20 protein-coding genes and 5 pseudogenes are annotated in these 25,686 nt (G+C 65.3%); 7 read left to right on the top strand and 18 right to left on the bottom strand.

From position 1 onward, the window contains the following. Nucleotide 1 precedes the first annotated feature (1 nt). From ACFJGX_RS14715 to ACFJGX_RS14690, 6 genes are read right to left on the bottom strand one after another with little or no spacing between them, the layout of a single operon-like run. Complete coding sequence (locus ACFJGX_RS14715) at nt 2-253, bottom strand: MoaD/ThiS family protein (protein ID WP_382156978.1); 252 nt, start codon at nt 251-253, stop codon at nt 2-4. Further along, on the bottom strand, nt 250-1,542 hold the full coding sequence (glp, locus tag ACFJGX_RS14710) for a gephyrin-like molybdotransferase Glp (RefSeq protein WP_382320393.1): 1,293 nt from the start codon (nt 1,540-1,542) through the stop codon (nt 250-252). The genes ACFJGX_RS14715 and glp overlap by 4 nt, the downstream gene beginning before the upstream one ends. Beyond that, on the bottom strand, nt 1,539-2,081 hold the full coding sequence (gene mobB, locus ACFJGX_RS14705) for a molybdopterin-guanine dinucleotide biosynthesis protein B (RefSeq protein ID WP_382320395.1): 543 nt from the start codon (nt 2,079-2,081) through the stop codon (nt 1,539-1,541). Before mobB ends, glp begins: the two co-directional genes overlap by 4 nt. Beyond that, on the bottom strand, nt 2,078-3,520 hold the full coding sequence (gene thrC / locus ACFJGX_RS14700; RefSeq protein WP_382320397.1) for a threonine synthase: 1,443 nt from the start codon (nt 3,518-3,520) through the stop codon (nt 2,078-2,080). The genes mobB and thrC overlap by 4 nt, the downstream gene beginning before the upstream one ends. Next, entirely contained in the window at nt 3,520-4,842 is a 1,323-nt protein-coding gene (locus ACFJGX_RS14695; protein ID WP_382320398.1) for a homoserine dehydrogenase, read from the bottom strand. The genes thrC and ACFJGX_RS14695 overlap by 1 nt, the downstream gene beginning before the upstream one ends. 27 nt (nt 4,843-4,869) lie before the next feature. Further along, nucleotides 4,870-6,096, bottom strand: coding sequence for a pyridoxal phosphate-dependent aminotransferase (locus ACFJGX_RS14690; protein ID WP_382156968.1), 1,227 nt, complete (start codon nt 6,094-6,096; stop codon nt 4,870-4,872). Between the two features lie 138 nt (nt 6,097-6,234). Between ACFJGX_RS14690 and ACFJGX_RS14685 the strand changes: the two genes are divergently transcribed. The 3 genes and pseudogenes from ACFJGX_RS14685 (at nt 6,235) to ACFJGX_RS14675 (ending at nt 9,205) form a co-directional block, all read left to right on the top strand. After that, the gene (locus ACFJGX_RS14685) at nt 6,235-6,615 is read left to right on the top strand and encodes an Mth938-like domain-containing protein (RefSeq protein ID WP_382320402.1); all 381 of its coding nucleotides are present in this window, start codon (nt 6,235-6,237) and stop codon (nt 6,613-6,615) included. Between the two features lie 171 nt (nt 6,616-6,786). Continuing rightward, nucleotides 6,787-7,263, top strand: a complete 477-nt coding sequence (locus ACFJGX_RS14680) for a peroxiredoxin (protein WP_382326449.1) — start codon at nt 6,787-6,789, stop codon at nt 7,261-7,263. A gap of 194 nt (nt 7,264-7,457) precedes the next feature. After that, a pseudogene (locus ACFJGX_RS14675) lies at nt 7,458-9,205 on the top strand (PhoH family protein). Nucleotides 9,206-9,271: 66 nt separating this feature from the next. Here the strand turns inward: ACFJGX_RS14675 and dnaB are convergent. The 10 genes and pseudogenes from dnaB to ppsA all read right to left on the bottom strand — a co-directional run bounded on the left by dnaB (nt 9,272) and on the right by ppsA (nt 19,755). Next, on the bottom strand, nt 9,272-10,711 hold the full coding sequence (gene dnaB / locus ACFJGX_RS14670) for a replicative DNA helicase (RefSeq protein ID WP_291111389.1): 1,440 nt from the start codon (nt 10,709-10,711) through the stop codon (nt 9,272-9,274). A gap of 173 nt (nt 10,712-10,884) precedes the next feature. Then, nucleotides 10,885-11,337, bottom strand: a complete 453-nt coding sequence (rplI, locus tag ACFJGX_RS14665) for a 50S ribosomal protein L9 (protein WP_382156962.1) — start codon at nt 11,335-11,337, stop codon at nt 10,885-10,887. A gap of 13 nt (nt 11,338-11,350) precedes the next feature. Beyond that, the gene (gene rpsR / locus ACFJGX_RS14660; RefSeq protein WP_068166407.1) at nt 11,351-11,632 is read right to left on the bottom strand and encodes a 30S ribosomal protein S18; all 282 of its coding nucleotides are present in this window, start codon (nt 11,630-11,632) and stop codon (nt 11,351-11,353) included. 11 nt (nt 11,633-11,643) lie between these two features. Then, complete coding sequence (priB, locus tag ACFJGX_RS14655) at nt 11,644-11,916, bottom strand: primosomal replication protein N (protein ID WP_382320404.1); 273 nt, start codon at nt 11,914-11,916, stop codon at nt 11,644-11,646. 39 nt (nt 11,917-11,955) lie between these two features. After that, a complete protein-coding gene (gene rpsF, locus ACFJGX_RS14650) occupies nt 11,956-12,342 on the bottom strand; it encodes a 30S ribosomal protein S6 (protein ID WP_291111398.1) in 387 nt (128 codons plus the stop codon). A 130-nt stretch (nt 12,343-12,472) separates the two neighbouring features. Further along, nucleotides 12,473-12,946, bottom strand: a complete 474-nt coding sequence (locus ACFJGX_RS14645; protein ID WP_382156960.1) for a hypothetical protein — start codon at nt 12,944-12,946, stop codon at nt 12,473-12,475. A 211-nt stretch (nt 12,947-13,157) separates the two neighbouring features. Beyond that, nucleotides 13,158-14,840 carry an MFS transporter gene (locus ACFJGX_RS14640; RefSeq protein ID WP_382320406.1) on the bottom strand — a complete coding sequence of 561 codons (1,683 nt, stop codon included), beginning with the start codon at nt 14,838-14,840 and terminating at the stop codon, nt 13,158-13,160. Nucleotides 14,841-14,966: 126 nt separating this feature from the next. Next, nucleotides 14,967-17,032: pseudogene (locus tag ACFJGX_RS14635) on the bottom strand (VC_2705 family sodium/solute symporter). Beyond that, the gene (locus ACFJGX_RS14630) at nt 17,025-17,297 is read right to left on the bottom strand and encodes a DUF4212 domain-containing protein (protein WP_382320408.1); all 273 of its coding nucleotides are present in this window, start codon (nt 17,295-17,297) and stop codon (nt 17,025-17,027) included. Before ACFJGX_RS14630 ends, ACFJGX_RS14635 begins: the two are co-directional and overlap by 8 nt. Nucleotides 17,298-17,360: 63 nt before the next feature. Next, nucleotides 17,361-19,755 (bottom strand): annotated as a pseudogene (gene ppsA / locus ACFJGX_RS14625) (phosphoenolpyruvate synthase). Nucleotides 19,756-19,920: 165 nt separating this feature from the next. Here ppsA and ACFJGX_RS14620 point away from each other — a divergent pair. From ACFJGX_RS14620 to ACFJGX_RS14605, 4 genes and pseudogenes are all read left to right on the top strand, one after another. Next, nucleotides 19,921-20,742 (top strand): pyruvate, water dikinase regulatory protein, encoded by an 822-nt coding sequence (locus ACFJGX_RS14620; RefSeq protein ID WP_291111404.1) that lies wholly within the window; start codon nt 19,921-19,923, stop codon nt 20,740-20,742. A gap of 119 nt (nt 20,743-20,861) precedes the next feature. Continuing rightward, nucleotides 20,862-21,056, top strand: coding sequence for a hypothetical protein (locus ACFJGX_RS14615; protein ID WP_382320410.1), 195 nt, complete (start codon nt 20,862-20,864; stop codon nt 21,054-21,056). A gap of 105 nt (nt 21,057-21,161) precedes the next feature. Then, nucleotides 21,162-21,446, top strand: a pseudogene (locus tag ACFJGX_RS14610) (DUF485 domain-containing protein); the annotation flags it as partial. Nucleotides 21,447-21,468: 22 nt separating this feature from the next. Further along, nucleotides 21,469-23,176, top strand: a pseudogene (locus ACFJGX_RS14605) (cation acetate symporter). 48 nt (nt 23,177-23,224) lie between these two features. Here the strand turns inward: ACFJGX_RS14605 and ahpF are convergent. After that, a complete protein-coding gene (ahpF, locus tag ACFJGX_RS14600) occupies nt 23,225-24,814 on the bottom strand; it encodes an alkyl hydroperoxide reductase subunit F (RefSeq protein WP_382320416.1) in 1,590 nt (529 codons plus the stop codon). Nucleotides 24,815-24,964: 150 nt separating this feature from the next. After that, nucleotides 24,965-25,528, bottom strand: coding sequence for an alkyl hydroperoxide reductase subunit C (gene ahpC / locus ACFJGX_RS14595; RefSeq protein ID WP_291111412.1), 564 nt, complete (start codon nt 25,526-25,528; stop codon nt 24,965-24,967). Nucleotides 25,529-25,686 lie beyond the last annotated feature (158 nt).

Below are 25,686 nucleotides of genomic sequence, written 5' to 3'. Positions count from 1 at the left end.
TTCAACCACCCGTGACGGGAGGAAAGAACCCGACCTCGGCGCCCTCGGTGAGTGGGGCGGACTCCTCGCTCATGGCCTGGTTCAGGGCCACGCGCACCGCCCGGCCCGGCGCCAGCACGTCCGCGTACGCGCCCCCGCGCGCCACGAGCTCGGCGCGCAAGGCCGAGAGCGTGGTGGCCTGGGTGTCCACCGCTTCGCTGCCCATGCCCAGGGCCTCGCGGATGGCGGCGAAGTAGCGCAACTGAACTTTCATGCGAGCAGGTCCGCAAAGGAGATGTAGGACACGGGGTCGCCGTGGGCGATGGTGGTACCGGCCGGGTTGTCGACCAGGCCATCGCCCCAGACGGCGGAGGTGAGCACACCCGAACTCTGGTTGGGGAACAGGTCCAGCCCGCCCGCGGCGTTGCGGCGAACGCGCAGGAACTCGCGGCGCTTGTCGGCCCGCGCCACGGTGAAATGAGCGGGCAGCGTGGTGGCCGGCGGCAGCGCCTGGAAGCGGTTCGCGGGCACACCTTGCAGCTTGAGCAGGAAGGGCCGCACCAGCAGCAGGAAGGTGACGAAGCTGGACACCGGGTTGCCCGGCAGGCCGATGAAATGGCAGGCAACGCCCGCCGCCGCACCCGCGCCACCATCGCGCCGCACCGTGCCGTACGCGAAGGGCTTGCCCGGCTTCATGCCGATCTGCCACAGGTCCAGGCTGCCGAGCTGTTGCACCGAGGGCTTGATGTGGTCTTCCTCGCCCACCGACACACCGCCGCTGGTGAGGATCAGGTCGTGGTGGTCGGCCGCGGTCTTGAGTGCGGCCAGCGTGGCTTCGCGACGGTCGGGCACGATGCCGAGGTCGCTCACCTCGCAGCCCATGCGCTGGAGCAGCGTGCGCAGGAAGAACCGGTTGGAGTTGTAGATCGCGCCAGGTTTCATGGCTTCGGGCGGCACCTCGCCCGGCATCACGAGTTCGTCGCCGGTGGAGAACAGCGCCACGCGCGGCCGCGCGTTCACCAGCAGGTGTGCCAGACCCAGGCTCGCGGCCAGGCCCAGGCTCGCGGGCGAGAGCTGCTCGCCCCGGGCGAGCACCACGGCGCCGCGCGTCACGTCTTCGCCCGCGCGGCGCACCCATTGGCCCGCCTCGGGCACCGCCTGGATGTGCACGGCGTGGATGTCACCCCCCACCTCGATGGTGTCTTCCTGCATCACCACGGCATCGGCCCCGGCGGGCATGGGTGCGCCGGTGAAGATGCGCGCGCAGGTGCCCGGCTCCAGAGGCTGGCCCGCGTGGCCGGCGGCGATGCGCTGACTCACGCGCAGCACCTGGCCCGGCTCGGTCACATCGGCCACGCGCACCGCGTAGCCGTCCATGGACGAGTTGTCGTTCGGCGGCACCTGCAGGGCCGAGACCAGGTCTTGCGCGAGCACGCGGCGGTCGGCGTCGAACGTGGCGACGGTCTCGGTCGCGCTCAGCGCCTCGACACGGCCCAGCAGGTCGGTCATGGCGTCGGCCAGCGACATCAGCGGTGCGCGTGCGGGAGGTTGGGAGGCGTTCATGGCGTCGTGGAAGGCGGATGGGCCTGGTAGGCGAAGCGGTCTGCATTGTCGAGCAACCAGAGCGCCACGTCATCGGGGTGGTTCAAATCCAGCACCGTGCGTGGGGTGGGTGCGGGCAAGGCCTGCGGGCTGTCGGTCACGACGGCAACGATGCGATCGTCGGCGGGGTAACGCACCGGCTTGCCATGGGCCTGGCGCCAGACCTCGACCTTGGCGAGGTCGCTGTCCTTGAAACCCTCGACCAGCACCCAGTCCACCGCGGGGTGCAGCTCGGCGATGAGGCTGTGCACCGAGTGCTCCACGCGATCCTGCAGCTCGCGCATGATCACCAGCCGCCGGGGCGAGGCGGCCAGCACCTCGAAGGCGCCGGCCTCGCGGTGGCGCCAGGTGTCCTTGCCCGGGTGGTCAATATCGAAGTCATGGTGGGCGTGCTTGACCACCGAGACGCGCTGCCCGCGCAGCTGCAGCGCGGGAATCAGTTGTTCGACCAGCGTGGTCTTGCCGGATCCGGAGTAGCCCGCGAATCCGACCACCTTCATGCGCGGGCGCAGTGCTCGGCGATGAAGGCCTGCACGTCGGCGGTGCGGGCCGGCATGACCTTCACCCGCTTGGGCAGGTCTTCGATGCCCTGGAACTGCGCCGGGCGATCGGGCTGGCGGCCCAGGGCTTCGACAATGGTTTCGGCGAACTTGATGGGCAACGCGGTCTCCAGCACCACCATGGGGGTGCCGGCTTCACGGTGTTCGCGCGCCACCTTCACACCGTCGGCGGTGTGGGTGTCGATCATCAGGCGGTGGCGCTGGTACACGTCGCGAATCGTGTCGAGCCGGTTGGCATGCGTGCTCTTGCCGCTGCGAAAACCATAGTGGCTCGCGGCCTCGGCGAACACCGGGTCGGTGCTCAGGTCGAAGCGGCCCTCGCGCGACAGGCCTTCACCGAAGAAGGCCTTGACGCGATCGCCGTCGCGCCCGAGCAGGTCGAACACGAAGCGCTCGAAGTTGCTGGCCTTGGAAATATCCATCGACGGGCTGGAGGTCTCGTGCGTGTCGGCGCTGCCGCGCACGCGGTACACGCCGGTGCGGAAGAACTCGTCGAGCACGTCGTTTTCGTTGGTGGCGACCACCAGCGTGCGGATCGGCAAGCCCATCTGGCGCGCCACATGGCCCGCGCACACGTTGCCGAAGTTGCCGCTGGGCACGGTGAACGAGACCTGCTCGGTGTCCTTCGTGGTGGCCTGGAAATAGCCAGCGAAGTAGTAGACCACCTGGGCCAGCAGGCGGGCCCAGTTGATCGAGTTGACGGTGCCGATCTTGTGGGCGCGCTTGAACGCGAGGTCGTTGCTGACGTCCTTGACGATGTCCTGGCAATCGTCGAACACGCCTTCGATCGCGATGTTGTGAATGTTCTCGTCCATCAGGCTGAACATCTGCGCCTGCTGGAACGGGCTCATGCGCCCGTGCGGGCTGAGCATGAACACGCGCACGCCGTGCTTGCCGCGCATGGCGTACTCGGCCGCGCTGCCGGTGTCGCCGGAGGTCGCTCCCAGGATGTTGAGTTCTTCACCGCGGCGCGCCAGCTCGTACTCGAACAGGTTGCCGAGCAACTGCATCGCCATGTCCTTGAAGGCCAGCGTGGGGCCGTTGGACAAGGCTTCGAGGTAGAAGCCGTCTTCGAGCTTCTTCAGCGGCACGATCTGCGGCGTGCCGAAGACCGCCTCGGTGTAGGTCTTCTCGCACAACGCGCGCAGGTCGGCGGCGGGGATGTCGTCGATGTAGAGCGACAGGATCTCGAACGCCAGCGCGGCGTAGCCCCCGGGCCGGCCGCCGTTGAACGACTCGCGCAGGCGCTGCAGCGCAATGGCATCGACCTGCGGGTAACGCTCGGGCAGGTAGAGGCCGCCGTCGGGCGCCAGGCCTTCCAGCAGGATTTCACAGAAGCGCTTGCGGTCGGCATGGCCGCGGGTCGAGAGGTAACGCATCAGTTGAGCTCTTCCTTGCGGATGCGCACGATGGGCGCCAGCACGGTGGGCAGCGTCTGCAGTTGCGCCAGGGCGTCGTTCATGGTGCCCTCGCGCGTGTCGTGCGTGAGGATGATGAGGTCGGTGGAGGTGCCACCTTCGCCGCTCACCTCGTCGGCCTCGCGCTGCAGCACCGCGTCGATGCTGATGCCGGCGCCGGCCAGCAAACCGGTGACCTTGGCCAGCACGCCGGCCTGGTCGGCCACGCGCAGGCGCAGGTAGTAGCTCGTCACCACCTCGCTCATGGGCAGCACGGTGAGATCGCTCAAGGCGTCGGGCTGGAAGGCCAGGTGCGGCACGCGGTGGTGCGGGTCGGCCGTGTGCAGGCGGGTGATGTCCACCAGGTCGGCGATGACGGCGCTGGCGGTGGGCTCGCTGCCCGCGCCCTTGCCGTAGTAGAGCGTGGTGCCCACGGCGTCGCCGTTGACCACCACGGCGTTCATCGCGCCTTCCACGTTGGCGATCAGGCGTTTGCTCGGCACCAGGCTCGGGTGCACACGCAGCTCGATGCCTTGCGCCGTGCGCTTGGTGATGCCCAGCAGCTTGATGCGGTAGCCGAGCTGTTCGGCGTACTTGATGTCGGTGGCGCCCAGCTGGGTGATGCCTTCCACATAGGCCTTGTCGAACTGCACGGGAATGCCGAAGGCGATCGCGCTCATGAGCGTGACCTTGTGCGCCGCGTCCACGCCTTCGATGTCGAAGGTCGGGTCGGCCTCGGCGTAACCCAGGCGCTGCGCCTCCTGGAGCACGACGGCGAAGTCCAGGCCCTTGTCGCGCATCTCGGAAAGGATGAAGTTGGTCGTGCCGTTGATGATGCCGGCGATCCACTGGATGCTGTTGGCGGTGAGGCCTTCGCGCAGCGCCTTGATGATGGGAATGCCACCGGCCACGGCCGCCTCGAAGGCCACCATCACGCCCTTGGCCGAAGCGGCCGCGAAGATCTCGGTGCCATGCACGGCCAGCAGGGCCTTGTTCGCGGTGACCACGTGCTTGCCAGCGGCGATGGCTTCCATCACCAGGGCCTTGGCGATGCCGTAGCCGCCGATGAGCTCGATCACGATGTCGATCTCGGGGTTGGCGATCACGGCGCGCGCGTCGTTCACGACCTTCACGTCCGGACCCACGATGGACTGCGCGCGGGCCACGTCCAGGTCGGCCACCATGGTGATTTCAATGCCACGACCGGCGCGCCGGCGAATCTCCTCCTGGTTGCGCTGAAGCACGTTGAACGTGCCACTGCCTACGGTGCCTATGCCCAGGAGGCCTACTTGGATCGGTTTCATGTCGGTCATGGTTGGGAAGCGGAAAAATCAGGTGCCGTGGCGTTTTCGCCAGCCCTCGAAAAACTTGGCCACGCGGTGGATGGCCTCGCGCAGGTCGTCCTCGTGCGGCAGGAACACGATGCGGAAATGCTGGTTGTCCGGGTAGTTGAACCCGGTGCCCTGCACCAGCATCACGCGCGTTTCCTGCAGCAGTTCCAGGAACATCTGCTGATCGTCCTCGACCGGGTACATCTTCGGGTCGAGCTTGGGGAACATGTAGAGCGCGGCCGAGGGCTTGACGCAGCTCACGCCCGGAATGGCGGTGATGAGTTCGTAGGCAAGGTCGCGCTGGCGGCGCAGGCGACCGCCTTCGCACACGAGGTCGTTGATGCTCTGGTACCCGCCCAGCGCGGTCTGGATCGCCCACTGGCCCGGCACGTTGGCGCACAGGCGCATGTTCGAGAGCATGTTCAGGCCCTCGATGTAGTCCTTGGCGGGCTTCTTGTTGCCCGAGACCACGAGCCAGCCCGCGCGGTAGCCGCACGACCGGTAGCTCTTGGACAGTGAATTGAAGGTCAGCGTGAGCACGTCGTCCGACAGGCTGGCGATGGCCGTGTGTTTGGCACCGTCGTACAGCACCTTGTCGTACACCTCGTCGGCGAAGATCACCAGCCCGTGCTCGCGCGCGAGTTCCACGATGGCCTTGAGCAGATCGTCGGAGTACAGCGCACCCGTGGGGTTGTTCGGGTTGATCACCACGATGCCCTTGGTCGCTGGCGTGATCTTGCGGCGGATGTCGTCGATGTCCGGCATCCAGCCGTTGGACTCTTCGCACATGTAGTGCACCGGCGTGCCGCCCGACAGACTGGCCGCGGCCGTCCACAGCGGGTAGTCCGGTGCCGGCAGCAGCAGCTCGTCGCCGTTGTCCAGCAGCGCGTTGGTCGCCATCACGATGAGCTCGCTCGCGCCGTTGCCGAGGTAGATGTCTTCCAGGGCCACGCCTTTGATGCCCTGCTTCTGCGTTTCGTGCATCACCGCCTTGCGCGCCGCGAAAATGCCCTTGCTGTCGGAGTAACCCGCCGAGTTCGGCAGGTTGCGGATCATGTCCTGTTGAATCTCCTCCGGCGCATCGAAGCCGAACACCGCCAGGTTGCCGATGTTGAGCTTGATGATCTTGTGGCCTTCCTCTTCCATCTGACGCGCCGCGTCCATGATGGGCCCGCGGATGTCGTAGCAGACGTTGGCAAGCTTGGCGGATTTCTGGATGCTTTTCAAAGGCCCTCCGGAGGGGGTTGTGGGGTCATGACCAACATGCCCCGCCGAGGTGCACCGGGCGTTATATTCGGTCTCTTCAGCAGGGAAAACCTGCAATTTGACCACAGATCCCCAGCCCTTCTGATCCACTGCCTTCCCATGAAACTTCACGCCGACAAGCTGGACACACAGTCCATCACCTCCTACGGCGAGGGGTGGATCGCCGTGAACGGCCAGCGCCATGCCGGCAGCCTTGTGCTCGCCTCGGGGGGCCAGCTGATTCCCTGGGAATGCCAGCGCTTCGAAGACCTCACCGCCACGCACTTCGAGCAGTTGGCCAGCGTCATGCCCGAAGCACCTGAACTGGTGGTGTTCGGCAGTGGCTCCCGGTTGCGCTTCGTGCGGCCCGCGCTGCTGCAGGGTTTGATGGAGCGCCGCATCGGCGTGGAAACCATGGACACCGCCGCGGCCTGCCGCACCTACAACATCCTGGCTGGCGAAGGCCGCCGCGTCGTGGCGGCGCTTTTGATCGAAACCTGAAACGCCCTCGTTCCCCTCTCCAGCCAAACCGTGACGGAATGGCGCAATCAGGGTAAAATAGCGGATTGTTTCCTGCCACGGCCCCCTTTTGCATGTCCAGTGCAGGGCATGCCGTGAAGCACCCGGGAAGCCAACGAATCACCACCAACTTACGTCAGGGGTCCACGCAGTATGGCAGTCGTTGTCAACAAACCCATTCCCGAATTTGAATCGCAGGCCACCGGTGGCGTGAAGGTCAGCAACCAGACCCACCTTCGCCAGACCATCGTTCTGTATTTTTACCCCAAGGACAACACCCCCGGTTGCACGACCGAGGCCATGCAGTTCCGCGACAAATACAAGGATTTCGTCAAGGCCGGCGCGCAGGTGTTCGGCGTGTCGCGCGACAACATGAAGTCGCACGACGACTTCAAGACCAAGCTCGAACTGCCCTTCGAGCTGATCGCGGACACCGAAGAGAAGATGTGCCACATGTTCGGTGTGGTGAAGAACAAGATCATGTACGGCAAGAAGGTCAAGGGCATTGAGCGCAGCACCTTCCTGATCGGCCCGGATGGCGTGCTCAAGCAGGAATGGCGCGGCCTGAAAGTGCCTGGTCACGTGGAAGACGTGCTCAAGGCGGTCAAGGCGCTCAAGAAGGCGCCCTGACCCCCTGAATCGAGGGAGTGGGACCACGCTGATGCAGAGATTTCCGGGTCACACGACTCGTGCATAATGAATTCATGACAACGGGAAGCTTTTCAGCCCCACCCTCTTTCGACAAGCTCCGCAGCTCTCAAAGCCGCCCGGTTTTCCCGGCGGCTTTTTGTTTTCCGGCCCCGCGCTGACACCACAAGTCCTCCATGCCACTGCCTCCCGCACCCTCCAAACGCGCAGCCCTGCTAGCCCCCGACGCCTACTCCCTTCGAGCCGCCGAAGAGCCACTGGACTTGAACCCTGTTCTGGAACCGTCCGCACCGGTTGCACCCGCCACCCCGGCGGGCTCGGCGCCGAAGGGCAATGGGCGGGGTCGAAAACCCTCGACGACAGCTGCCGTTGCACGTGCCGAAGTGCCGAAGGCACCCGTGCGCCCGCCCGCGCCGGTGGTGCGCAAAGCCCCCGAGGTGCGCCAGCCCGTCCCCGAGGCGCCCGCCGAACCCCGGGCCCCCGTGGCACCAGTGCCAGCAACCGCCGGCGCACCGCAGGCAAGGCCGGCAACGGGCCGGCGCGGCTGTTCGTGCTGGACACCAACGTCCTGCTGCACGATCCCATGAGCCTGTTCCGCTTCGAGGAACACGACATCTTCCTGCCCATGATCGTGCTCGAAGAACTCGATGCGCAGCAAAAGGGCATGACCGAGGTGGCCCGCAACGGCCGCCAGACCAGCCGCACGCTCGACGCCCTGGTGGCCCAGCAAGGTGGCGACATGGCCAAGGGCCTCAAGCTCTCGGCCACCGGCCATCAGTCGGCCCGTGGCCTGCTGTTTTTCCAGACCGAGCCGCTGGACAACGCCCTGCCTTCCAGCCTGCCCCAGGGCAAGGCCGACAACCAGATCCTGGGCGTGGTGCATGCCCTGCGCGAACGGCATCCGCAACGCGAAGTCATCCTGGTGTCGAAAGACATCAACATGCGGGTGAAAGCGCGCGCGCTGGGCCTGGCCGCCGAGGACTACCAGAACGACAAGACCCTGGACGACGGGGAACTGCTCTACGCCGGCGCCCTGGCCCTGCCCCAGGACTTCTGGACGCGCCAGAGCAAGACCATCGAGAGCTGGCAGAGCGGCAGCCACACGTTCTACCGCGTGAGCGGCCCTGCCGTGGGCCAGTTCTACATCAACCAGTTCGTGTATTTCGAGGCGCCCGGCGAGCCCTCGCTGTACGCCCGTGTGACCGAAATCCGCGACAAGACCGCGGTGCTCAAGACGCTGAAGGACTACACCCATTTGAAAAATGCGGTATGGGGTGTGACCAGCCGCAACCGCGAGCAGAACTTCGCGCTCAACCTGCTGATGGATCCGGAGATTGACTTCGTCACGCTGGCCGGCACCGCGGGCACGGGCAAGACGCTGATGGCGCTGGCCAGCGGCCTGACCCAGGTGCTTGACGACCGCCGCTACACCGAGATCATCATGACGCGCGCCACCGTGAGCGTGGGTGAGGACATCGGCTTCCTGCCGGGCACCGAAGAGGAAAAGATGGGCCCCTGGATGGGTGCGCTCGACGACAACCTCGAATTCCTGGCCAAGGGCGACGGCGGCAATGCCGGCGAGTGGGGGCGCGCTGCCACCAATGAGCTCATCCGCAGCCGCATCAAGGTCAAGAGCATGAACTTCATGCGCGGCCGCACCTTCATGAACCGCTACGTGATCATCGACGAGGCGCAGAACCTGACGCCCAAGCAGATGAAGACGCTGATCACCCGCGCCGGCCCGGGCACGAAGATCATCTGCATGGGCAACCTCGCACAGATCGACACGCCCTACCTGACCGAGGGTTCGTCGGGCCTGACCTACGCGGTCGATCGTTTCAAGGGCTGGCCGCATGGCGGACACATCACGCTGGCGCGCGGCGAGCGTTCGCGCCTGGCCGATTTCGCCAGCGAAGTGCTCTGACCTGAAGGCTTTTCGCCATGAAAAAACCCGGCCTTGGCCGGGTTTTTTCATGCGCGTCACCTGTCGTCAGTAATCGCTGCCACCGCCCATGCCACCGCCTGCCAGGCTTTCGAAACGGGTGAGCATGTTCAGGAAGGCCAGCTTCACCACGCCGGTGGGGCCGTTGCGCTGCTTGCCGATGATGATCTCGGCCACACCCGGCTCCTTGCAGTTCTCGCGGTTGTAGTACTCGTCGCGGTAGATGAACATGATGATGTCCGCATCCTGCTCGATGGCACCGGACTCACGCAAGTCCGACATCATGGGGCGCTTGTCGGTGCGCTGCTCGACCGACCGGTTGAGCTGGGAGAGCGCGATCACCGGGCATTGCAGCTCCTTGGCCAACATCTTCAACCCCCGCGAGATTTCGCCCAGCTCGGTGGCGCGGTTGTCGCCCCCGGACGCGCCGGAGCCACTCATGAGCTGCAGGTAGTCGACCACGATCAGACCCAGCTTGCCGCACTGCCTGGCCAATCGGCGGGCATTGGCGCGCAGCTCGCTGGGCGTGAGACCCGGCGTCTCGTCGATGTGCAGCGACACGGTGCGCAGCTTTTCGATCGCCTCCGTCAGGCGGGGCCACTCGTCGTCGGTGAGCTTGCCGGTGCGCAGATGCCCCTGGTTGATCCGGCCGATGGAGCCGACCACACGCACCGCCAGCTGCGATGCGCCCATTTCCATGGAGAACACGGCCACAGGCAGCCCTTCGTTCAGGGCCACGTGCTCGGCGATGTTGATCGCGAACGCGGTCTTGCCCATGGAGGGACGCGCCGCCAGCACCACGAGGTCACCCGCCTGCAGGCCCGAGGTCATGCGGTCCAGATCGATGAACCCGGTGGGAACACCCGTCACGTCCGCCGGGTTGTCGGCCATCTCCTGCACACGGTCCAGGAGGTCCACCACGAGCTTGTCCATGCTCTGGAAGCCCTCCTTCATCCGGGAGCCTTCCTCGCCGATCTTGAAGACCTTCTGCTCGGCCTCGTCCAGGATCTTGGCGACCGGCCGTCCTTGCGGATTGAAGGCGGCGGTCGCGATCTCATCACTGGCGGTCACGAGTTTGCGCAGGATCGCGCGCTCGCGCACGATCTCGGCATAGCGGCGGATGTTCGCCGCACTCGGCACGTACTGCGCGAGCGAGTTGAGGTACGCCAACCCACCCGCCTCTTCGGCCTTGCCCAGGTTCTGCAAGTGCTCGAACACCGTCACCACGTCGGCAGGCTTGCTCCCGTTGACCAGGGTCGCGATCGCAGAATAGGTCAGCCGGTGCTCGTGCCGATAGAAATCGGAGTCGTTGATCAGGTCGGCCACACGGTCCCACGCGCCGTTGTCGAGCAGCAGGCCGCCCAGCACACTGGATTCGGCTTCGATGGAATGCGGGGGCACGCGCAACTGGGCGACCTGACGATCACCCACAGGGTCTTCAAAGCCCGCATCAAAGTCGGGGAAGGGACTGGAAAAGGCAGTGGACATGGAGGTATCGCAGCTAAAGAGCGATGGTACGCCCCAGGGGATGGATCAGGGGTGGACAACCCTGTGGAAATCCGGTGTGAATCGCGTGCAGAAGGCGGGATAACCCGCCCGCGCCGCGCAAAAAAAAGCCGCTGCCCGAAGGCAGCGGCTTTTTGCAGAACGCTGCGCGGAACTCAGGCGGTTTCGCCGAGCACCGAGACGTTGACGTCGACCGTCACGTCGGTGTGCAGGTTGACGCTGACGGTGTAGTCGCCCACGTTCTTGAGGGGGCCGTTGGGCATGCGCACTTGCGACTTGGCCACAGCGAAGCCTTGCTTGTTCAGCTCTTCGGACACGTCGTGGTTGGTCACGGAGCCGAACAGGCGGCCGTCCACGCCGGCCTTTTGCGACAGCTTGACCGTCACGGCAGCGAGCTTCTCGCCCAGGGCCTGGGCTTCGGCCAGCTTGGCCGCCGCCACCTTTTCGAGTTCCGCACGGCGGGCTTCGAATTCAGCGATGGCGCTCTGGGTGGCACGGCGGGCACGGCCGGTGGGGATCAGGAAGTTGCGGGCATAGCCCTCTTTGACCTTGACCACATCGCCGAGGGCGCCGAGGTTGATCACTTTGTCGAGCAGGATGATTTGCATGTCAGGCTCTCTTTCAGACGCGGTGCTGGTCGCTGTAGGGCAGCATCGCCAGGAAGCGCGCGCGCTTGATGGCGGTGTTGACCTGGCGTTGGTAGAACGCACGGGTGCCGGTCAGGCGCGCGGGAATGATCTTGCCGTTTTCGGCGATGAAGTCACGCAGAACGTCCACGTCCTTGTAGTCGACTTCTTCGACGTTGGCCACGGTGAAGCGGCAGAAGCGCTTGCGCTTGAAGAGCAGCGACTGGGTGTTGCGCTTCGGGCGCTTGTCTTTGTTGAAACGTTTGGGTGCAGCCATGATGGGCCTTCCTATGTTTTGCTGAAATCTTGGATGTGGAACACCACGCCTTTGCCATTGCGCGCATTCGTCATGAAACCGTGAAACTCACAAGCCGCATCCAGGCCCTGTCGGGAGAGGATTTCGGCCTGGGCACCGAAGGCCACGGCCCTCAGCTGCAATTTCACCTGTCTGGGGGTGTCCATCTCGACGACCTGGGACTCGTGTTCAAGCACGAGGTTGACGGCCGGGATGCCTGCCGGTGTGTAACGCAGGCTCTGCACCTGCACCACCACGGCGGACAATTGAAGACGGTTCACCCGATGACGATTGGCGCCACAGACTTAGGCGGCGGCCTGCTCCTGCGACTGGTGCGTGGCCGGCTGTTGAAGCTTGCGGGCTTCTTCGCGCTCGACCGACTTCATCATGGCCGACGGACCGGTGTCGGCCTTCTTGCGCAGCACGGTGAGGTGGCGCAGCACGGCGTCGTTGAACTTGAACGCGTGTTCCAGTTCGGACATCACGGCCTGATCGGCCTCGATGTTGACGCACAGGTAGTGGGCCTTGGACAGCTTGTTGATCTGGTAAGCCATCTGGCGGCGGCCCCAGTCTTCAACACGGTGGATCTTGCCACCACCGGTGGTGATCATGCCCTTGTAACGCTCCAGCATGGCCGGAACCTGTTCGCTTTGGTCCGGATGGATCAGCAAAACGATTTCATAGTGACGCATAGACACTCCTTGAGGATGAGCCGTGGGGAGCCACGGCGGGATTCAGCCACCCGCCGCGTCTGGAAGCGGTGTGGCAAGGCGAAAAGCTCACGATTATAGCAAATCGCGGCTTTTCGGTACCCCAGCTGCTTCAGCGGTTGTTCAGCGCCTTGTCCAGGGGCACGAACTTCTCGGGGCCCACGGCCTCGCGGATCCTGGGAGCCAGCTCGAGCAGTTGCTCGTAGTTGCCGGCGGCCTCCACCGCCAGATTCAGGCGAAACCCCCTCAAGCCCAGGCTGGCGGTGAGCCGGGTGGCGATGGGATAGGCATCCTGATAGCGCTGCACCGGACTGCGCGAGTTGTGCTCCTTGAGCACTTCGTCGTGGGCCGCGGCCACCGCCTGCTCCGCGGCCGAGGGCTTGGGTGCCGAATCGGTGATCAATCCGAGCGCGAACAGGTGCTCTACGTCTTCCTGGGACACCCCCATGGCGGCCGATGCCGCCAGCAGCTCCGCCATGGAACGCCGGCCATCCACGAGGATGAAGACCGACCGTTGTCGCGGCGTCAGCGGCACCGATCGGTCTTTCATGACCTGCAGGCCGGTTTCGGTTTTCACAATGCTCATGGGTTCTCTCGAGGAAGCTCCACCGGGGGTGGTTTGTACCGGTCACCGGGATGACTCAACGCGGAAGTTGGATGAAACGAGCTTTACATGCGACTGGCGGCATTTGAATTGGGGTTTATCCATACCGGAGCGCCCATGAAAAAGCCCGCACGGGGCGGGCTCTGTGAAGAAAGTCGCACCCGCCCGCGGGCGGGCGCGACCCTGCTCAAGCTCAGTCCTTGGCGTAGATGTCCACGTCCTTGGTCTCGCGGATGAAGATCATGCCGATGATGAACGTGCCGGCCGCCACGATCACCGGGTACCAGAGACCGTAGAAGATGTCGCCGGTGGCGGCCACCATGGCGAAGGCCGTGGTGGGCAGCAAGCCGCCAAACCAGCCGTTGCCGATGTGGTACGGCAGGCTCATCGACGTGTAGCGGATGCGCGTGGGGAACATCTCGACCAGCATCGCGGCGATCGGGCCGTACACCATGGTCACCAGGATCACGAGGAACACCAGGATCAGCAGGACCATGCCCTTGTTCATCTTGGCGGGATCCGCAGGGGTGGTCAGGCCTTCGGCCTTGGCGGTGTCGGTCAGTGCCTTGCGGAAGTCACCAATGGCCTTCGCGCTGCCAGCCGCAAAGGCATCGCGCTTCTCGTTGAGCACGCCCACCGGCGAGTTCAGCACCTTGTCGCCCAGCGTCACCGTCGCGGGTGCACCGGCCGGACCCTGCACGCTGGTGTACGGGATGTACGCCTGCGTGAGTGCGCGCTTGGCGATGTCGCACGAGGTACGGAAATCGATGTCGCGTGCAATCGGGCTGCCCTGGAACGAGCACTCCTTCAGATCGGCCGTCACGGTGACCTTGTTCGCCTGTTGAGCCGCCACCAGCGCCGGGTTGGCGTAGTTGAGCAACATCGGGAAGACGGTGAAGTAGGTCAGCGCAGCGATCAGGCAGCCGCCCATGATGATGGGCTTGCGGCCGATCTTGTCGGACAGCGTGCCGAAGAAGATGAAGAACGGCGTACCGATCAACAGCGAGGCGGCGATCAACAGGTTGGCGGTTGTGGCGTCCACCTTGGCGATCGTGGTCAGGAAGAACAGCGCGTAGAACTGCCCCGTGTACCAGACCACGGCCTGGCCGGCGGTCAGGCCGAGCAGCGCCAGGATCACGACCTTCAGGTTCTTCCATTGGCCGAAGGACTCGGTCAGCGGCGCCTTGGAGGTCTTGCCTTCGGACTTCATCTTCTGGAACGCCGGCGACTCATTGAGGCTCAAGCGGATCCAGACCGAAATGCCCAGCAGCAGGATGGACACCAGGAACGGAATGCGCCAGCCCCATTCGCCGAACTCCTTGTCGCCCATCGCGGTGCGCACGCCCAGGATCACCAGCAGCGACAGGAACAGACCCAGCGTGGCCGTGGTCTGGATCCATGCCGTGTAGGCGCCCCGTTTGCCGTGCGGCGCGTGTTCGGCCACATAGGTCGCGGCACCGCCGTACTCACCACCCAGCGCCAGGCCTTGCAGCATGCGCAGGATGATCAGGATGACGGGAGCGGCCAGGCCGATGGACGCGTAGCTGGGCAGCAGGCCCACGATGAACGTGGACGCGCCCATGATCAGGATGGTCACCAGGAAGGTGTACTTGCGCCCGATCATGTCGCCCAGGCGGCCGAAGAAGATCGCACCGAACGGCCGCACCAGGAAGCCCGCCGCGAAGGCCAGCAAGGCGAAGATGTAGGCGGATGTTGGATCCAGGCCGGAGAAGAACTGGCGCGCGATGATGGCCGCGAGCGAGCCGTAGAGATAGAAGTCATACCACTCGAAAACCGTCCCTAGAGAAGAGGCGAAGATCACCTTTCTCTCCTCCTTGGTCATCGGTGCAGAAGCACTGGCCGTCGAAGTTGCCATGATGTTGAAGTCTCCTAAGTTAGATGGCTGGCACAAGATGCCATCGCAGTGTTTTAGGAGCGTCTGACAAGAAACTGACAGAGGGTGTCCTGGGCACGCCAGCACCCTCGGAACTGGTGTAAACCCCTAAGCGCTGGCGCCCTTGCGGCGCTGCAACAAGCTCAGAAGACCGATCACCACAAAGCCCACCGGCACACCGAAGACCCCCGCCGACAGAGGTTGGATGCCGAACCAGAGGTCTTGCCCCGCAGGCATGGCGAAAAAGGCGCGCACGGAGGGGGCGTTGATCATCATGTAGAGCACCGTGGTGCCCAGGCCGATCAACATGCCGGCCACCGCGGCCGGGCCCGTGGTGCGGGACCAGAAGATGCCCATGATCATGGCGGGCACGAAGGCGGAGGCGGCCAGCGAAAACGAGGACGCCACCAGGGGCAGGATTTCGGCGGGCTTGAGCGCCGCGACGAAGGCCGCCACCGTGCGCACACTGAGCAAGGCGAACTTGGAGAGGATCACGCGCTGCTCGGGCGTGACGATGCGTTTGACCTCGTGGCAGTAGGTGTCGCGCACCAGCGAATTGCTGATCGTCAGCAGCAGGCCATCGGCGGTTGACAGCGCGGCCGCGAGCCCCCCGGCGGCCACCAGGCCCGAGACCACATAGGGCATGCCACCGAGCTCGGGGGTCGGCGCAGCATGATCACGTCGGCGCCAAGGCGGAGTTCGCTGAACTGCAGGATGCCGTCGCCATTGATGTCGCTCACCGAGACCAGCGAACCGTCCATGCGCGACCACTGCGCGATCCAGGGCGGCAAGGCATCGAAACTGCTGCCCACCACGTTCTGCATTACCTCGTACTTCACCAGCACCGCCAGCGCGGGCGCGCTCAGGTACAGCAGGGTGATGAAGAACAGCGACCACGCCACCGAAGAGCGTGCGGTCGCCACCGATGGCGTGGTGTAGTAGCGCGTGAGCAAATGCGGCAACCCCGCCGTGCCCACCATCAGGCAGAACATGAGGGCCAGGAAGTTCGCGCGCGAGGACTGGAAGGTCTCGCGCTCGGCGGGCGTGCCGTCCGGATCGCCCGCGAAGGCCTGGCTGTGCGGCATGAGCCCACCCAGCGGCCGGGACCGCTCCTCGCTTTCCTGCATGGCGCGCGTCCACCGCTCCCGCGCCGTCGCCACGTCAGGGGGCAAGGCCGCCAGTTCGCGCGTGGCCGCGACCACCAGCTCCATGTCGGCGTTCTGGGACTTGAGCGCGCGGACGCGCTCCTGCTTGGCGGCGCGCTCGCGCTTGAGCGTGCCCTCCACGTCCTGCAGCCACACCGCGTACTCGCGCGCGCGCCGCGCGAACTCGTCCTGCACCTGCTTCTCGGCCGGCGAGGCCATCAGATCGTGCTCGAGCTGGGCGATCTTCTCGAGTTGCTCGCCGTACACCAGGGGCGCCAGCGGGTTGCCCAGCTGCTTGTAGGCCAGCCAGGACACAGGGATGAGGAAGGCGAGCAGCAGGATGATGTACTGCGCCACCTGGGTCCAGGTGATGGCCCGCATGCCGCCCAGGAACGAGCACAGCACCACTCCACCCAGGCCCAGCATGATCCCGATCTCGAACTGCACACCGGTCAGCCGCGAGGCCACCAGACCGATGCCGTAGATCTGCGCGACCACGTAGGTGAAGGAGCACAGCACGGCCGAAAACGCCGCGATGCGCCGGGGCCAGCGCCCGCCGAAACGCTCCTTGAAGTAGTCCGGCACCGTGTACAGGTTGAGCTTGCGCAGGTGGGGCGCGATGAGCAGGGCCACGAGGCAGAAGCCCCCGGTCCAGCCCAGCACATAGGCCAGCCCGCCGGCCTGCGTTTCGGTGCCCCCGAAGCCCTGCAGGTACAACCCTCCCGCGAGGCTGATGAAGGAGGCCGCGCTCATCCAGTCGGCGGCGGCGGCCATGCCGTTGTAGACCGGCGGAATGCGCCGCCCGGCCACGTAGTACTCCTCGGGGTCGGCGGTGCGACCATAGATGCCGATGCCGCCGTACATCATCACCGTGGAGAACAGGAAGATGGGGCCCAGCCAGCGCCGGGACAGGCCGCTCTGCTCGGCCCAGGCCATCAGCAGCAGGAAAGCGATCAGGGCGAGGATGTAGAACGCCAGGATGCGGTGCAGCCGGCGCTTGTAGGCCGCGTAGGCCGGGCTGTCAGGCATCACTGGCCTCGCTCGCCTCGCCGCGCGCCTCCTCGGCTTCCAGACGGCTCATGACGCTGGCATAGACCACCACGATGACGATGAACACCAGGACCGCGCCCTGGGCCGCCATCCAGAAGTGCAACGGCCAGCCCATGACGACGACGCTCAGCTCACGCGCGAAGAAGCAGACCCCGAACGAGGCCAGCACCATGACCGACAACAGCACCGCCTTGAGCGCCAGGGCGCGGCGGTCGTGTTCGTCGGTCGTGGGGCGCTCGGACATCACCGGATCATCGCACCCGGGCGGCTCGCGCCGCCTAGGTATTTGCTCGCAGCAGCGAGGCGATCACTCCTTGGCCAGCTGCTTCCAGGTGTCGATCACGCTGTCCGGGTTGAGCGAGATCGAGCTGATGCCCTCGTCGCGCAGCCACTCGGCGAAATCGGGGTGGTCGCTGGGGCCCTGGCCGCAGATGCCCACGTACTTGCCTTCGGCCTTGCAGGCGCCGATGGCCATGGTCAGCATGGCCTTGACGGCCGGGTCGCGCTCGTCGAAGTCGTGCGCCAGCAGCTCCAGGCCCGAATCGCGGTCCAGGCCCAGCGTGAGCTGCGTCAGGTCGTTGGAGCCGATCGAGAAGCCGTCGAAGAACTGCAGGAACTGCTTGGCCAGCACCGCGTTGCTAGGGATCTCGCACATCATGATGACCTTGAGGTCGTTCACGCCGCGCGCCAGGCCCTTTTCGGCCAGCAGCCCGGTCACGCGCTCGGCCTGGGCCAGAGTGCGCACGAAGGGCACCATCACCTGCACGTTGCTCAGGCCCATGTCCTCGCGCACGCGCTTGAGCGCCTCGCACTCCATGGCGAAGGCTTCGCGGAACTCGTGGCTGACGTAGCGCGCCGCACCCCGGAAACCCAGCATGGGGTTCTCTTCCTCGGGTTCGTAGCGCGAGCCGCCCACCAGCTTGCGGTACTCGTTGCTCTTGAAGTCGGACAGGCGAACGATGACGGGCTTGGGCCAGAAAGCCGCCGCGATCGTGCGCCGCGCCTTCGGCCACCTTGTCGACGTAGAACGCGCGCGGCGAGGCATGTCCCCGCGCGACGGACTCCACCGCCTTCTTCAGGTCGGCATCGATGTTCGGGTAGTCGAGGATGGCCTTGGGGTGCACGCCGATGTTGTTGTTGATGATGAACTCCAGCCGCGCCAGGCCCACCCCGCCGTTGGGGATCTGGGCGAAGTCGAAGGCCAGCTGGGGGTTGCCCACGTTCATCATGATCTTCACGTCCAGCGGCGGCATGTCACCGCGCTGCACCTCGGTGATTTCGGTCTCCAGCAGGCCGTCGTAGATGTTGCCGGTGTCGCCCTCGGCGCAGCTCACGGTGACCAGCGTGCCGTCCTTGAGCAGGTCGGTCGCGTCGCCGCAGCCCACCACGGCCGGGATGCCCAGCTCGCGCGCGATGATGGCGGCGTGGCAGGTGCGCCCGCCCCGGTTGGTCACGATGGCGCTGGCGCGCTTCATCACCGGTTCCCAGTTCGGGTCGGTCATGTCGGTCACCAGCACGTCGCCGGGCTGCACCTTGTCCATCTCGCTGATGTTGTGCACCAGGCGCACGGGGCCGGTGCCCACCTTCTGGCCGATCGCGCGACCGCTGGCCAGCACGGCACCCTTGCCCTTGAGCTTGTAGCGCACCTCGGTCTTGCCGGCGCTCTGGCTCTTCACCGTCTCGGGCCGGGCCTGCAGGATGTAGATCTGGCCGTCGGTGCCGTCCCTGCCCCACTCGATGTCCATCGGGCGGCCATAGTGCTGCTCGATCACCAGCGCGTACTTCGCCAGTTGCTCGACGTCGGCATCGGACAGGCTGTAGCGGTTGCGCTGCTCCACCGGCACATCGATGGTCTTCACCAGCTTGCCGCTGCCGGCCTTTTCCTCGGGCGTGCTGAACACCATCTGGATCAGCTTGGAGCCCAGGTTGCGGCGGATCAGCGCGCGCTTGCCCGCCTTGAGCATGGGCTTGTGCACGTAGAACTCGTCCGGGTTCACCGCGCCCTGCACCACCGTTTCGCCCAGGCCGTAGCTGGAGGTGATGAAGACCACATCCTCGAAGCCGCTCTCGGTGTCGATGGTGAACATGACGCCGGCCGCGCCGGTGTCGGAGCGCACCATGCGTTGCACGCCGGCGGAGAGCGCCACGTCGGCATGGGCGAAGCCCTTGTGCACGCGGTAGCTGATGGCGCGGTCGTTGTACAGCGAGGCGAACACCTCCTTCATCTTGTGCAGCACCTCTTCGATGCCCACCACGTTGAGGAAGGTTTCCTGCTGGCCGGCGAACGAGGCGTCGGGCAGATCTTCGGCCGTGGCCGAGGAGCGCACCGCGAACGAGGCCTTGGCGTTGCCGGCGCTCAGGGTCACGAAGGCGTCGCGGATCGCTTTTTCCAGGTCGGCCGGGAACGGCTGGTTTTCGACCATGGCGCGGATCTCGGCACCGGCCTGAGCCAGAGCCCGCACGTCTTCGGTGTCCAGCTGGTCCAGCCGGGCGTTGATGCGCTCGGTCAGGCCGTCGTGCTTGAGGAATTCGCGGAAGGCGTGCGCCGTGGTGGCAAAGCCGGTCGGCACCTTCACGCCGGTGGGCAGTTGCGAAATCATCTCGCCGAGGCTGGCATTTTTGCCGCCGACGGACTCGACATCGCTCATTCGCAGTTTTTCGAACGGCACGACCAGATCGGTCGCTCCAAACAGCTGGGACATGGGAAAGCTCCTAAGGTTGAAAAACCGGGGTTCCAAGCGCCAGCGGGGCGACCTGTTGTTCTGTTGTGGGTCCGACGCCGGGCAGGGAAGCAGATACGGGGGCGCCTGCGGCAGGATAATGGCTGGCGCAGACACAACACCCAGCATTGTAAGGACGCGGCCCACATGCCCAATCGAACGGTCTTCTTCATCTCGGACGGCACCGGCATCACGGCCGAAACCTTCGGCAACGCCATCCTGAACCAGTTCGAGGCCACCATGCGCCGGGTCCGGCTGCCTTTCCTGGACAGCGTGGACAAGGCGCACCAGGCGGTGCGCCAGATCAACCACGTCGCCGACGTCGAAGGCAAGCGACCGCTGGTGTTCACGACGGTGGTCGACATGGACGTGCTGTCGGTGTTCCGAACCCAGTGCAAGGGCGTGCTGCTGGACATGTTCGGCACCTTCGTCGCCCCCCTGGAGCACGAGCTCGGCATCAAGTCCAATCACCGCGTGGGCCGTTTCTCGGACGCCTCCAAGAGCCAGGCCTACCACGACCGCATTGAGGCCATCAATTTTTCGCTGGCCCACGACGACGGCCAGAGCCACAAGGACCTGGAGGGCTCGGACGTGATCCTGGTCGGCGTGAGCCGCAGCGGCAAGACCCCGACCTCGCTCTACCTGGCGATGCAGTACGGCCTGAAGGCGTCGAACTACCCGCTGATCCCGGAAGACTTCGAGCGCCGCCAGCTGCCCCCGGCCCTGGTGCCGCACCGCAAGAAGATCTTCGGTCTGACGATCGCGCCCGAGCGGCTGAGCGAGATCCGCAACGAGCGCCGGCCCAACTCGCGCTACGCGCAACTCGACAACTGCCGCATGGAAGTGGCCGAGGCCGAGGCCATGATGCGCCGCGAAGGCATCCGCTGGCTCTCGACCACCACGAAGTCGATCGAGGAAATCGCCACCACGATCCTGCAGGAGATCCGGCCCGAGCGCCTGGAGTACTGAGGGCCCGGCTCGGGCGCTGTCAGAAAGACGTCAGCCAGTGCCCGAAAAATGGGCTGGCGGGCCCTGCCCGTTCCCGCCCTCCCCTGCCCTCGCGGCAGACGCCAACCAGTACACGAGACATGATCAAGATCTTCATCGCCTTCGCCATCTTCGCCGCCGTCGCCCTCTTTGCACTCATGAAGGGTGGCGACATCGACATGGGTGGCGAGAAGCACGGCATGGATGCGCCGCACACCGAACAGGCCGCTCCTGCTGCACCGGCAGCGGCACCTGCCACCCCCGCCGCACCCGCGCCGGCCGAACAGCCGAAGTAAGCCAGGAACAAGGCGCGGGTCAGCCCCGCGTCAGCCCGGGGTCAGTGCTCCGTAAGTGCCAGGTCCTACGCTCCATGTCACCCGAAATCAACCCGAGAGACATGCATGGACGAGAGTCTGGTTCAACAGATCGCGAGCAACCCCGCTTACCTTCAACTCAAGGCCAAACGATCGCGCTACGGCTGGTGGCTGACGCTGGCGATGATGGTCGTGTACTACGGCTTCATCCTGCTGGTGGCCTTTGACAAGGCCTTGCTGTCGCGGCTCACGGGCGATGGCGTCATGACCGTCGGCATCCCGCTGGGCTTTGGCGTCATCGTCTTCACGATCGTCATCACGGCGGTCTACGTCAAGCGAGCCAACACCGAGTTCGACGAACTCTCCGCGGCCGCTGCGCCAAGGCGGTGCGGAAATGAGGCGCGTGCTCACCCTGCTGGCCCTGGCCAGCGTGTCCGTCGCGGCCTGGGCCGCCGGCGCCGACCTCGGCCAGGCCGACAAACAGGCCACCAACTGGACCGCCATCGGCATGTTCGGCCTCTTCGTGCTGGGCACGCTGTACATCACCAAATGGGCGGCCGCCAAGACCCGCTCCGCGTCCGACTTCTACACCGCCGGCGGCGGCATCACGGGCTTCCAGAACGGTCTGGCGATCGCGGGCGACTACATGTCGGCGGCTTCGTTCCTCGGCATCTCCGCGGCGGTGATGGCCTCGGGCTTCGACGGCCTGATCTACTCCATCGGCTTCCTGGTGGGCTGGCCCGTCATCACCTTCCTGATGGCCGAACGTCTGCGCAACCTGGGCAAGTTCACCTTCGCCGACGTGGCCGCGTTCCGCTTCCAGCAGGCGCCCATCCGCATCTTCGCGGCCTCGGGCACGCTGGTGGTGGTCGCGTTCTACCTGATCGCGCAGATGGTGGGTGCGGGGCAGCTGATCAAGCTGTTGTTCGGCCTGGAGTACTGGATCGCCGTGGTGATCGTGGGCGCGCTGATGATGGTCTACGTGCTCTTCGGCGGCATGACCGCCACCACCTGGGTGCAGATCATCAAGGCCTGCCTGCTGCTCGGCGGTGCGTCCTTCATGGCCTTCATGGTGCTGCTGCACTTCGGCTTCAGCCCCGAAGCCATGTTCGCCGGTGCGGTGAAGATCAAGACCGAACTCGCGGTCCAGGACGGCAAGGTGGCCGAGGCGGCGGCCTCCATCGGGCAGTCCATCATGGGCCCGGGCAACTTCGTCAAGGACCCGATTTCGGCCATCAGCTTCGGCATGGCGCTGATGTTCGGCACCGCCGGCCTGCCCCACATCCTGATGCGTTTCTTCACCGTGCCCAGCGCCAAGGAAGCGCGCAAGTCCGTGATGTGGGCCACCGGCTGGATCGGCTACTTCTACCTGCTGACCTTCATCATCGGCTTCGGCGCCATCACCTTCGTGCTGACCAACCCGCAGTTCCTCGATGCCAAGGGCGGCCTGCTCGGCGGCAACAACATGGCCGCTGTGCACCTGGCCAGCGCCGTGGGCGGCAACGTGTTCCTGGGCTTCATCTCGGCCGTGGCCTTCGCCACCATCCTGGCCGTGGTGGCCGGCCTCACCCTCTCGGGCGCCTCGGCCGTGTCGCACGACCTCTATGCCACCGTGCTGAAAAAGGGCAAGGCCGATTCGGCCGCCGAGCTGCGGGTGTCCAAGATCACCACGCTCTGCCTGGGCGTTGTCGCGGTGGTGCTGGGCATTGCCTTTGAAAAGCAGAACATCGCCTTCATGGTCTCGCTGGCTTTCGCCATCGCGGCCTCGGCCAACTTCCCCGTGCTCTTCATGAGCGTGCTGTGGAAGAGACTGCACCACCAAGGGCGCGGTCATCGGCGGTTTCCTGGGTCTGGTGTCCTCGGTGGCCCTCACCGTGGTCTCGCCCTCGGTGTGGGAAGCCACGCTGGGCAACCCCAAGGGTTCGGCGCTGTTCCCCTACACCTCGCCGGCGCTGTTCTCGATGGCGATCGGTTTCGTCGGCATCTGGCTGTTCTCGGTGCTGGACAAGAGCCAGCGCGCGCGGGTGGACCGCGCCGGTTTCCTGGCCCAGCAGGTGCGCTCGGAGACGGGCATCGGCGCTGCGGCGGCCGCCGCGCATTGAGGGGCAGAAGCCAGGCCGAGGCGCCGCCTCGGCTCTGGCTTCGTCGCATCAGGCCGCGACGGCCTCGGCCGGTGCCACCACCGGCTGGCGGATCAGGTGGTCGAAGGCGCTGAGCGCGGCCTTCGAACCCTCACCGGCGGCAATCACGATCTGCTTGTACGGCACCGTCGTGCAGTCACCCGCCGCGAACACGCCGGGCACGTTGGTGTGGCCCTTGGCGTCCACCACGATCTCGCCGAAGCGGCTCAGCTCCACCGTGCCCTTGAGGAACTCGGTGTTGGGCACCAGGCCGATCTGCACGAACACGCCTTCGAGCTCGACGTGCTTCACGTCGCCGCTCGCGCGGTCCTTGTAGCTCAGGCCATTCACCTTGCCGTCGGCGCCGGTGATCTCGGTCGTCTGCGCATTCACGTGGATGTCCACGTTGCGCAGGCTCTTGAGCTTGCTCACCAGCACGGCATCGGCTTTGAGCGCATCGGCGAACTCGATCAGCGTCACGTGCTGCACGATGCCGGCCAGGTCGATCGCGGCCTCGACACCCGAGTTGCCACCACCGATCACCGCCACGCGCTTGCCCTTGAACAGCGGACCGTCGCAGTGCGGGCAGTAAGCCACACCCTTGTTGCGGTACTCGGCCTCGCCGGGCACGTTGACATTGCGCCAGCGCGCGCCGGTGGACAGGATCACGCTGCGCGCGCTCAGCACCGCGCCATTTGCCATCTGCACCTGCACCAGGCCGTTGGGCTCGCTCGCCGGGATCAGCTTGTCGGCGCGCTGCAGGTTCATGATGTCCACGTCGTAGTGGCGCACCTGCGCTTCGAGCGCGGCGGCGAACTTCGGGCCGTCGGTTTCGAGCACGCTGATGTAGTTCTCGATCGCCATCGTGTCATTGACCTGGCCGCCGAAACGCTCGGCCGCCACGCCCACGCGGATGCCCTTGCGGGCGGCGTACACCGCCGCCGCGGCACCAGCCGGGCCGCCGCCGACGATCAGCACGTCGAACGGGTCCTTGGCGTTGAGCTTCGCGGCTTCGCGCGCATCGGCGTTCACGTCCAGCTTGCCGACGATCTCTTCCACCGTCATGCGACCCGAACCGAACACCTGGCCGTTGAGGAACACGATGGGTACGGCCATGATCTCGCGCGCCGTCACCTCGTCCTGGAAGGCACCGCCTTCGATGACCGTGGTCTTGATCTTCGGGTTCCGGATCGCCATCAGGCTCAGTGCCTGCACCACGTCCGGGCAGTTGTGGCAGGTCAGGGACATGTAGACCTCGAAATTGAAGTCACCGTCCAGCGCCTGGATCTGTTCGAGCACGTCCTGCTCGACCTTGGGCGGGTGGCCGCCGGTCCACAGCAGGGCCAGCACCAGCGAGGTGAACTCGTGGCCCAGCGGCAGTCCGGCGAAGCGCAGCGAAGTGTCGCTGCCCGCGCGCTGCAGGGTGAACGAAGGCCGGCGCGCATCCTGGCCGTCGGTCTTCAGGGTGATCTTGTCGCTGCGCAGCGCCTGGATGGTCTGCAGCAGATCAAGCATTTCCCGGGAGCTCTCAGAGTCGCTCAAGGAGGCGACGATCTCGAAAGGTTGTGTCACGCGCTCGAGGTAAGCGCCGAGTTGAGCCTTGAGGGTGTCGTCCAACATGTTGTGTTTCCTTTATCTAAGCGACTTTGAGAACCGGCCTCCTCAGGGATTGAAAGGCGGCCAGGGGTCCACCCGGCGGGCCTTCTGGGCCCGCGGGTTCTTCGATGGGCAACCGGAGAGGCTGGGCCTCATCGCGGATGGAACGGAGGATCAGATCTTGCCGACCAGGTCCAGCGAAGGAGCGATGGTCTTGGCGCCTTCGTTCCACTTGGCCGGGCACACTTCGCCGGGGTGGGCGGCGGTGTACTGGGCGGCCTTGAGCTTGCGCAGCGTTTCCTTCACGTCACGGGCGATCTCGTTGGAGTGGATCTCGGCGGTCTTGATCGTGCCTTCGGGGTTGATGATGAAGGTGCCGCGCAGCGCCAGGCCTTCTTCAGGGATGTGCACGCCGAAAGCGTTGGTCAGCACGTGGGTCGGGTCGCCCACCAGCGGGAACTTGGCCTTGCCCACGGCGGGCGAGGTTTCGTGCCACACCTTGTGCGAGAAGTGCGTGTCGGTCGTGACGATGTAGACCTCGGCACCGGCCTTCTGGAATTCGGCGTAGTTCTCGGCCGCGTCTTCCACTTCGGTGGGGCAGTTGAAGGTGAAGGCAGCGGGCATGAAGATCAGCACCGACCACTTGCCCTTCAGCGTCTCGTCGCTGACGTCGATGAACTTGCCGTTCAGAAAGGCCGTGGTCTTGAAAGGCTGGACGGTGGTATTGATCAGGGACATGGTTTTCCTTGGGTTGGGGTTGAGAAAGAGGCGGCGATCAGAAAGGGTTTTCCGTATCGCCATGGGGTGAATGATAGCAAATAACTACCAATCTTCGGGATTGATAGTGTTTATCCACCCGATAGCTTTTCTTGTTGCTGTGCAGCAACTCGCCCGAT

Origin of the sequence: Hydrogenophaga sp. UC242_50 (genome assembly GCF_042697355.1) — a bacterium.
Classification (GTDB): Bacteria; Pseudomonadota; Gammaproteobacteria; order Burkholderiales; family Burkholderiaceae_C; genus Hydrogenophaga.
This window is presented reverse-complemented; position numbering and strand designations above follow the sequence as displayed.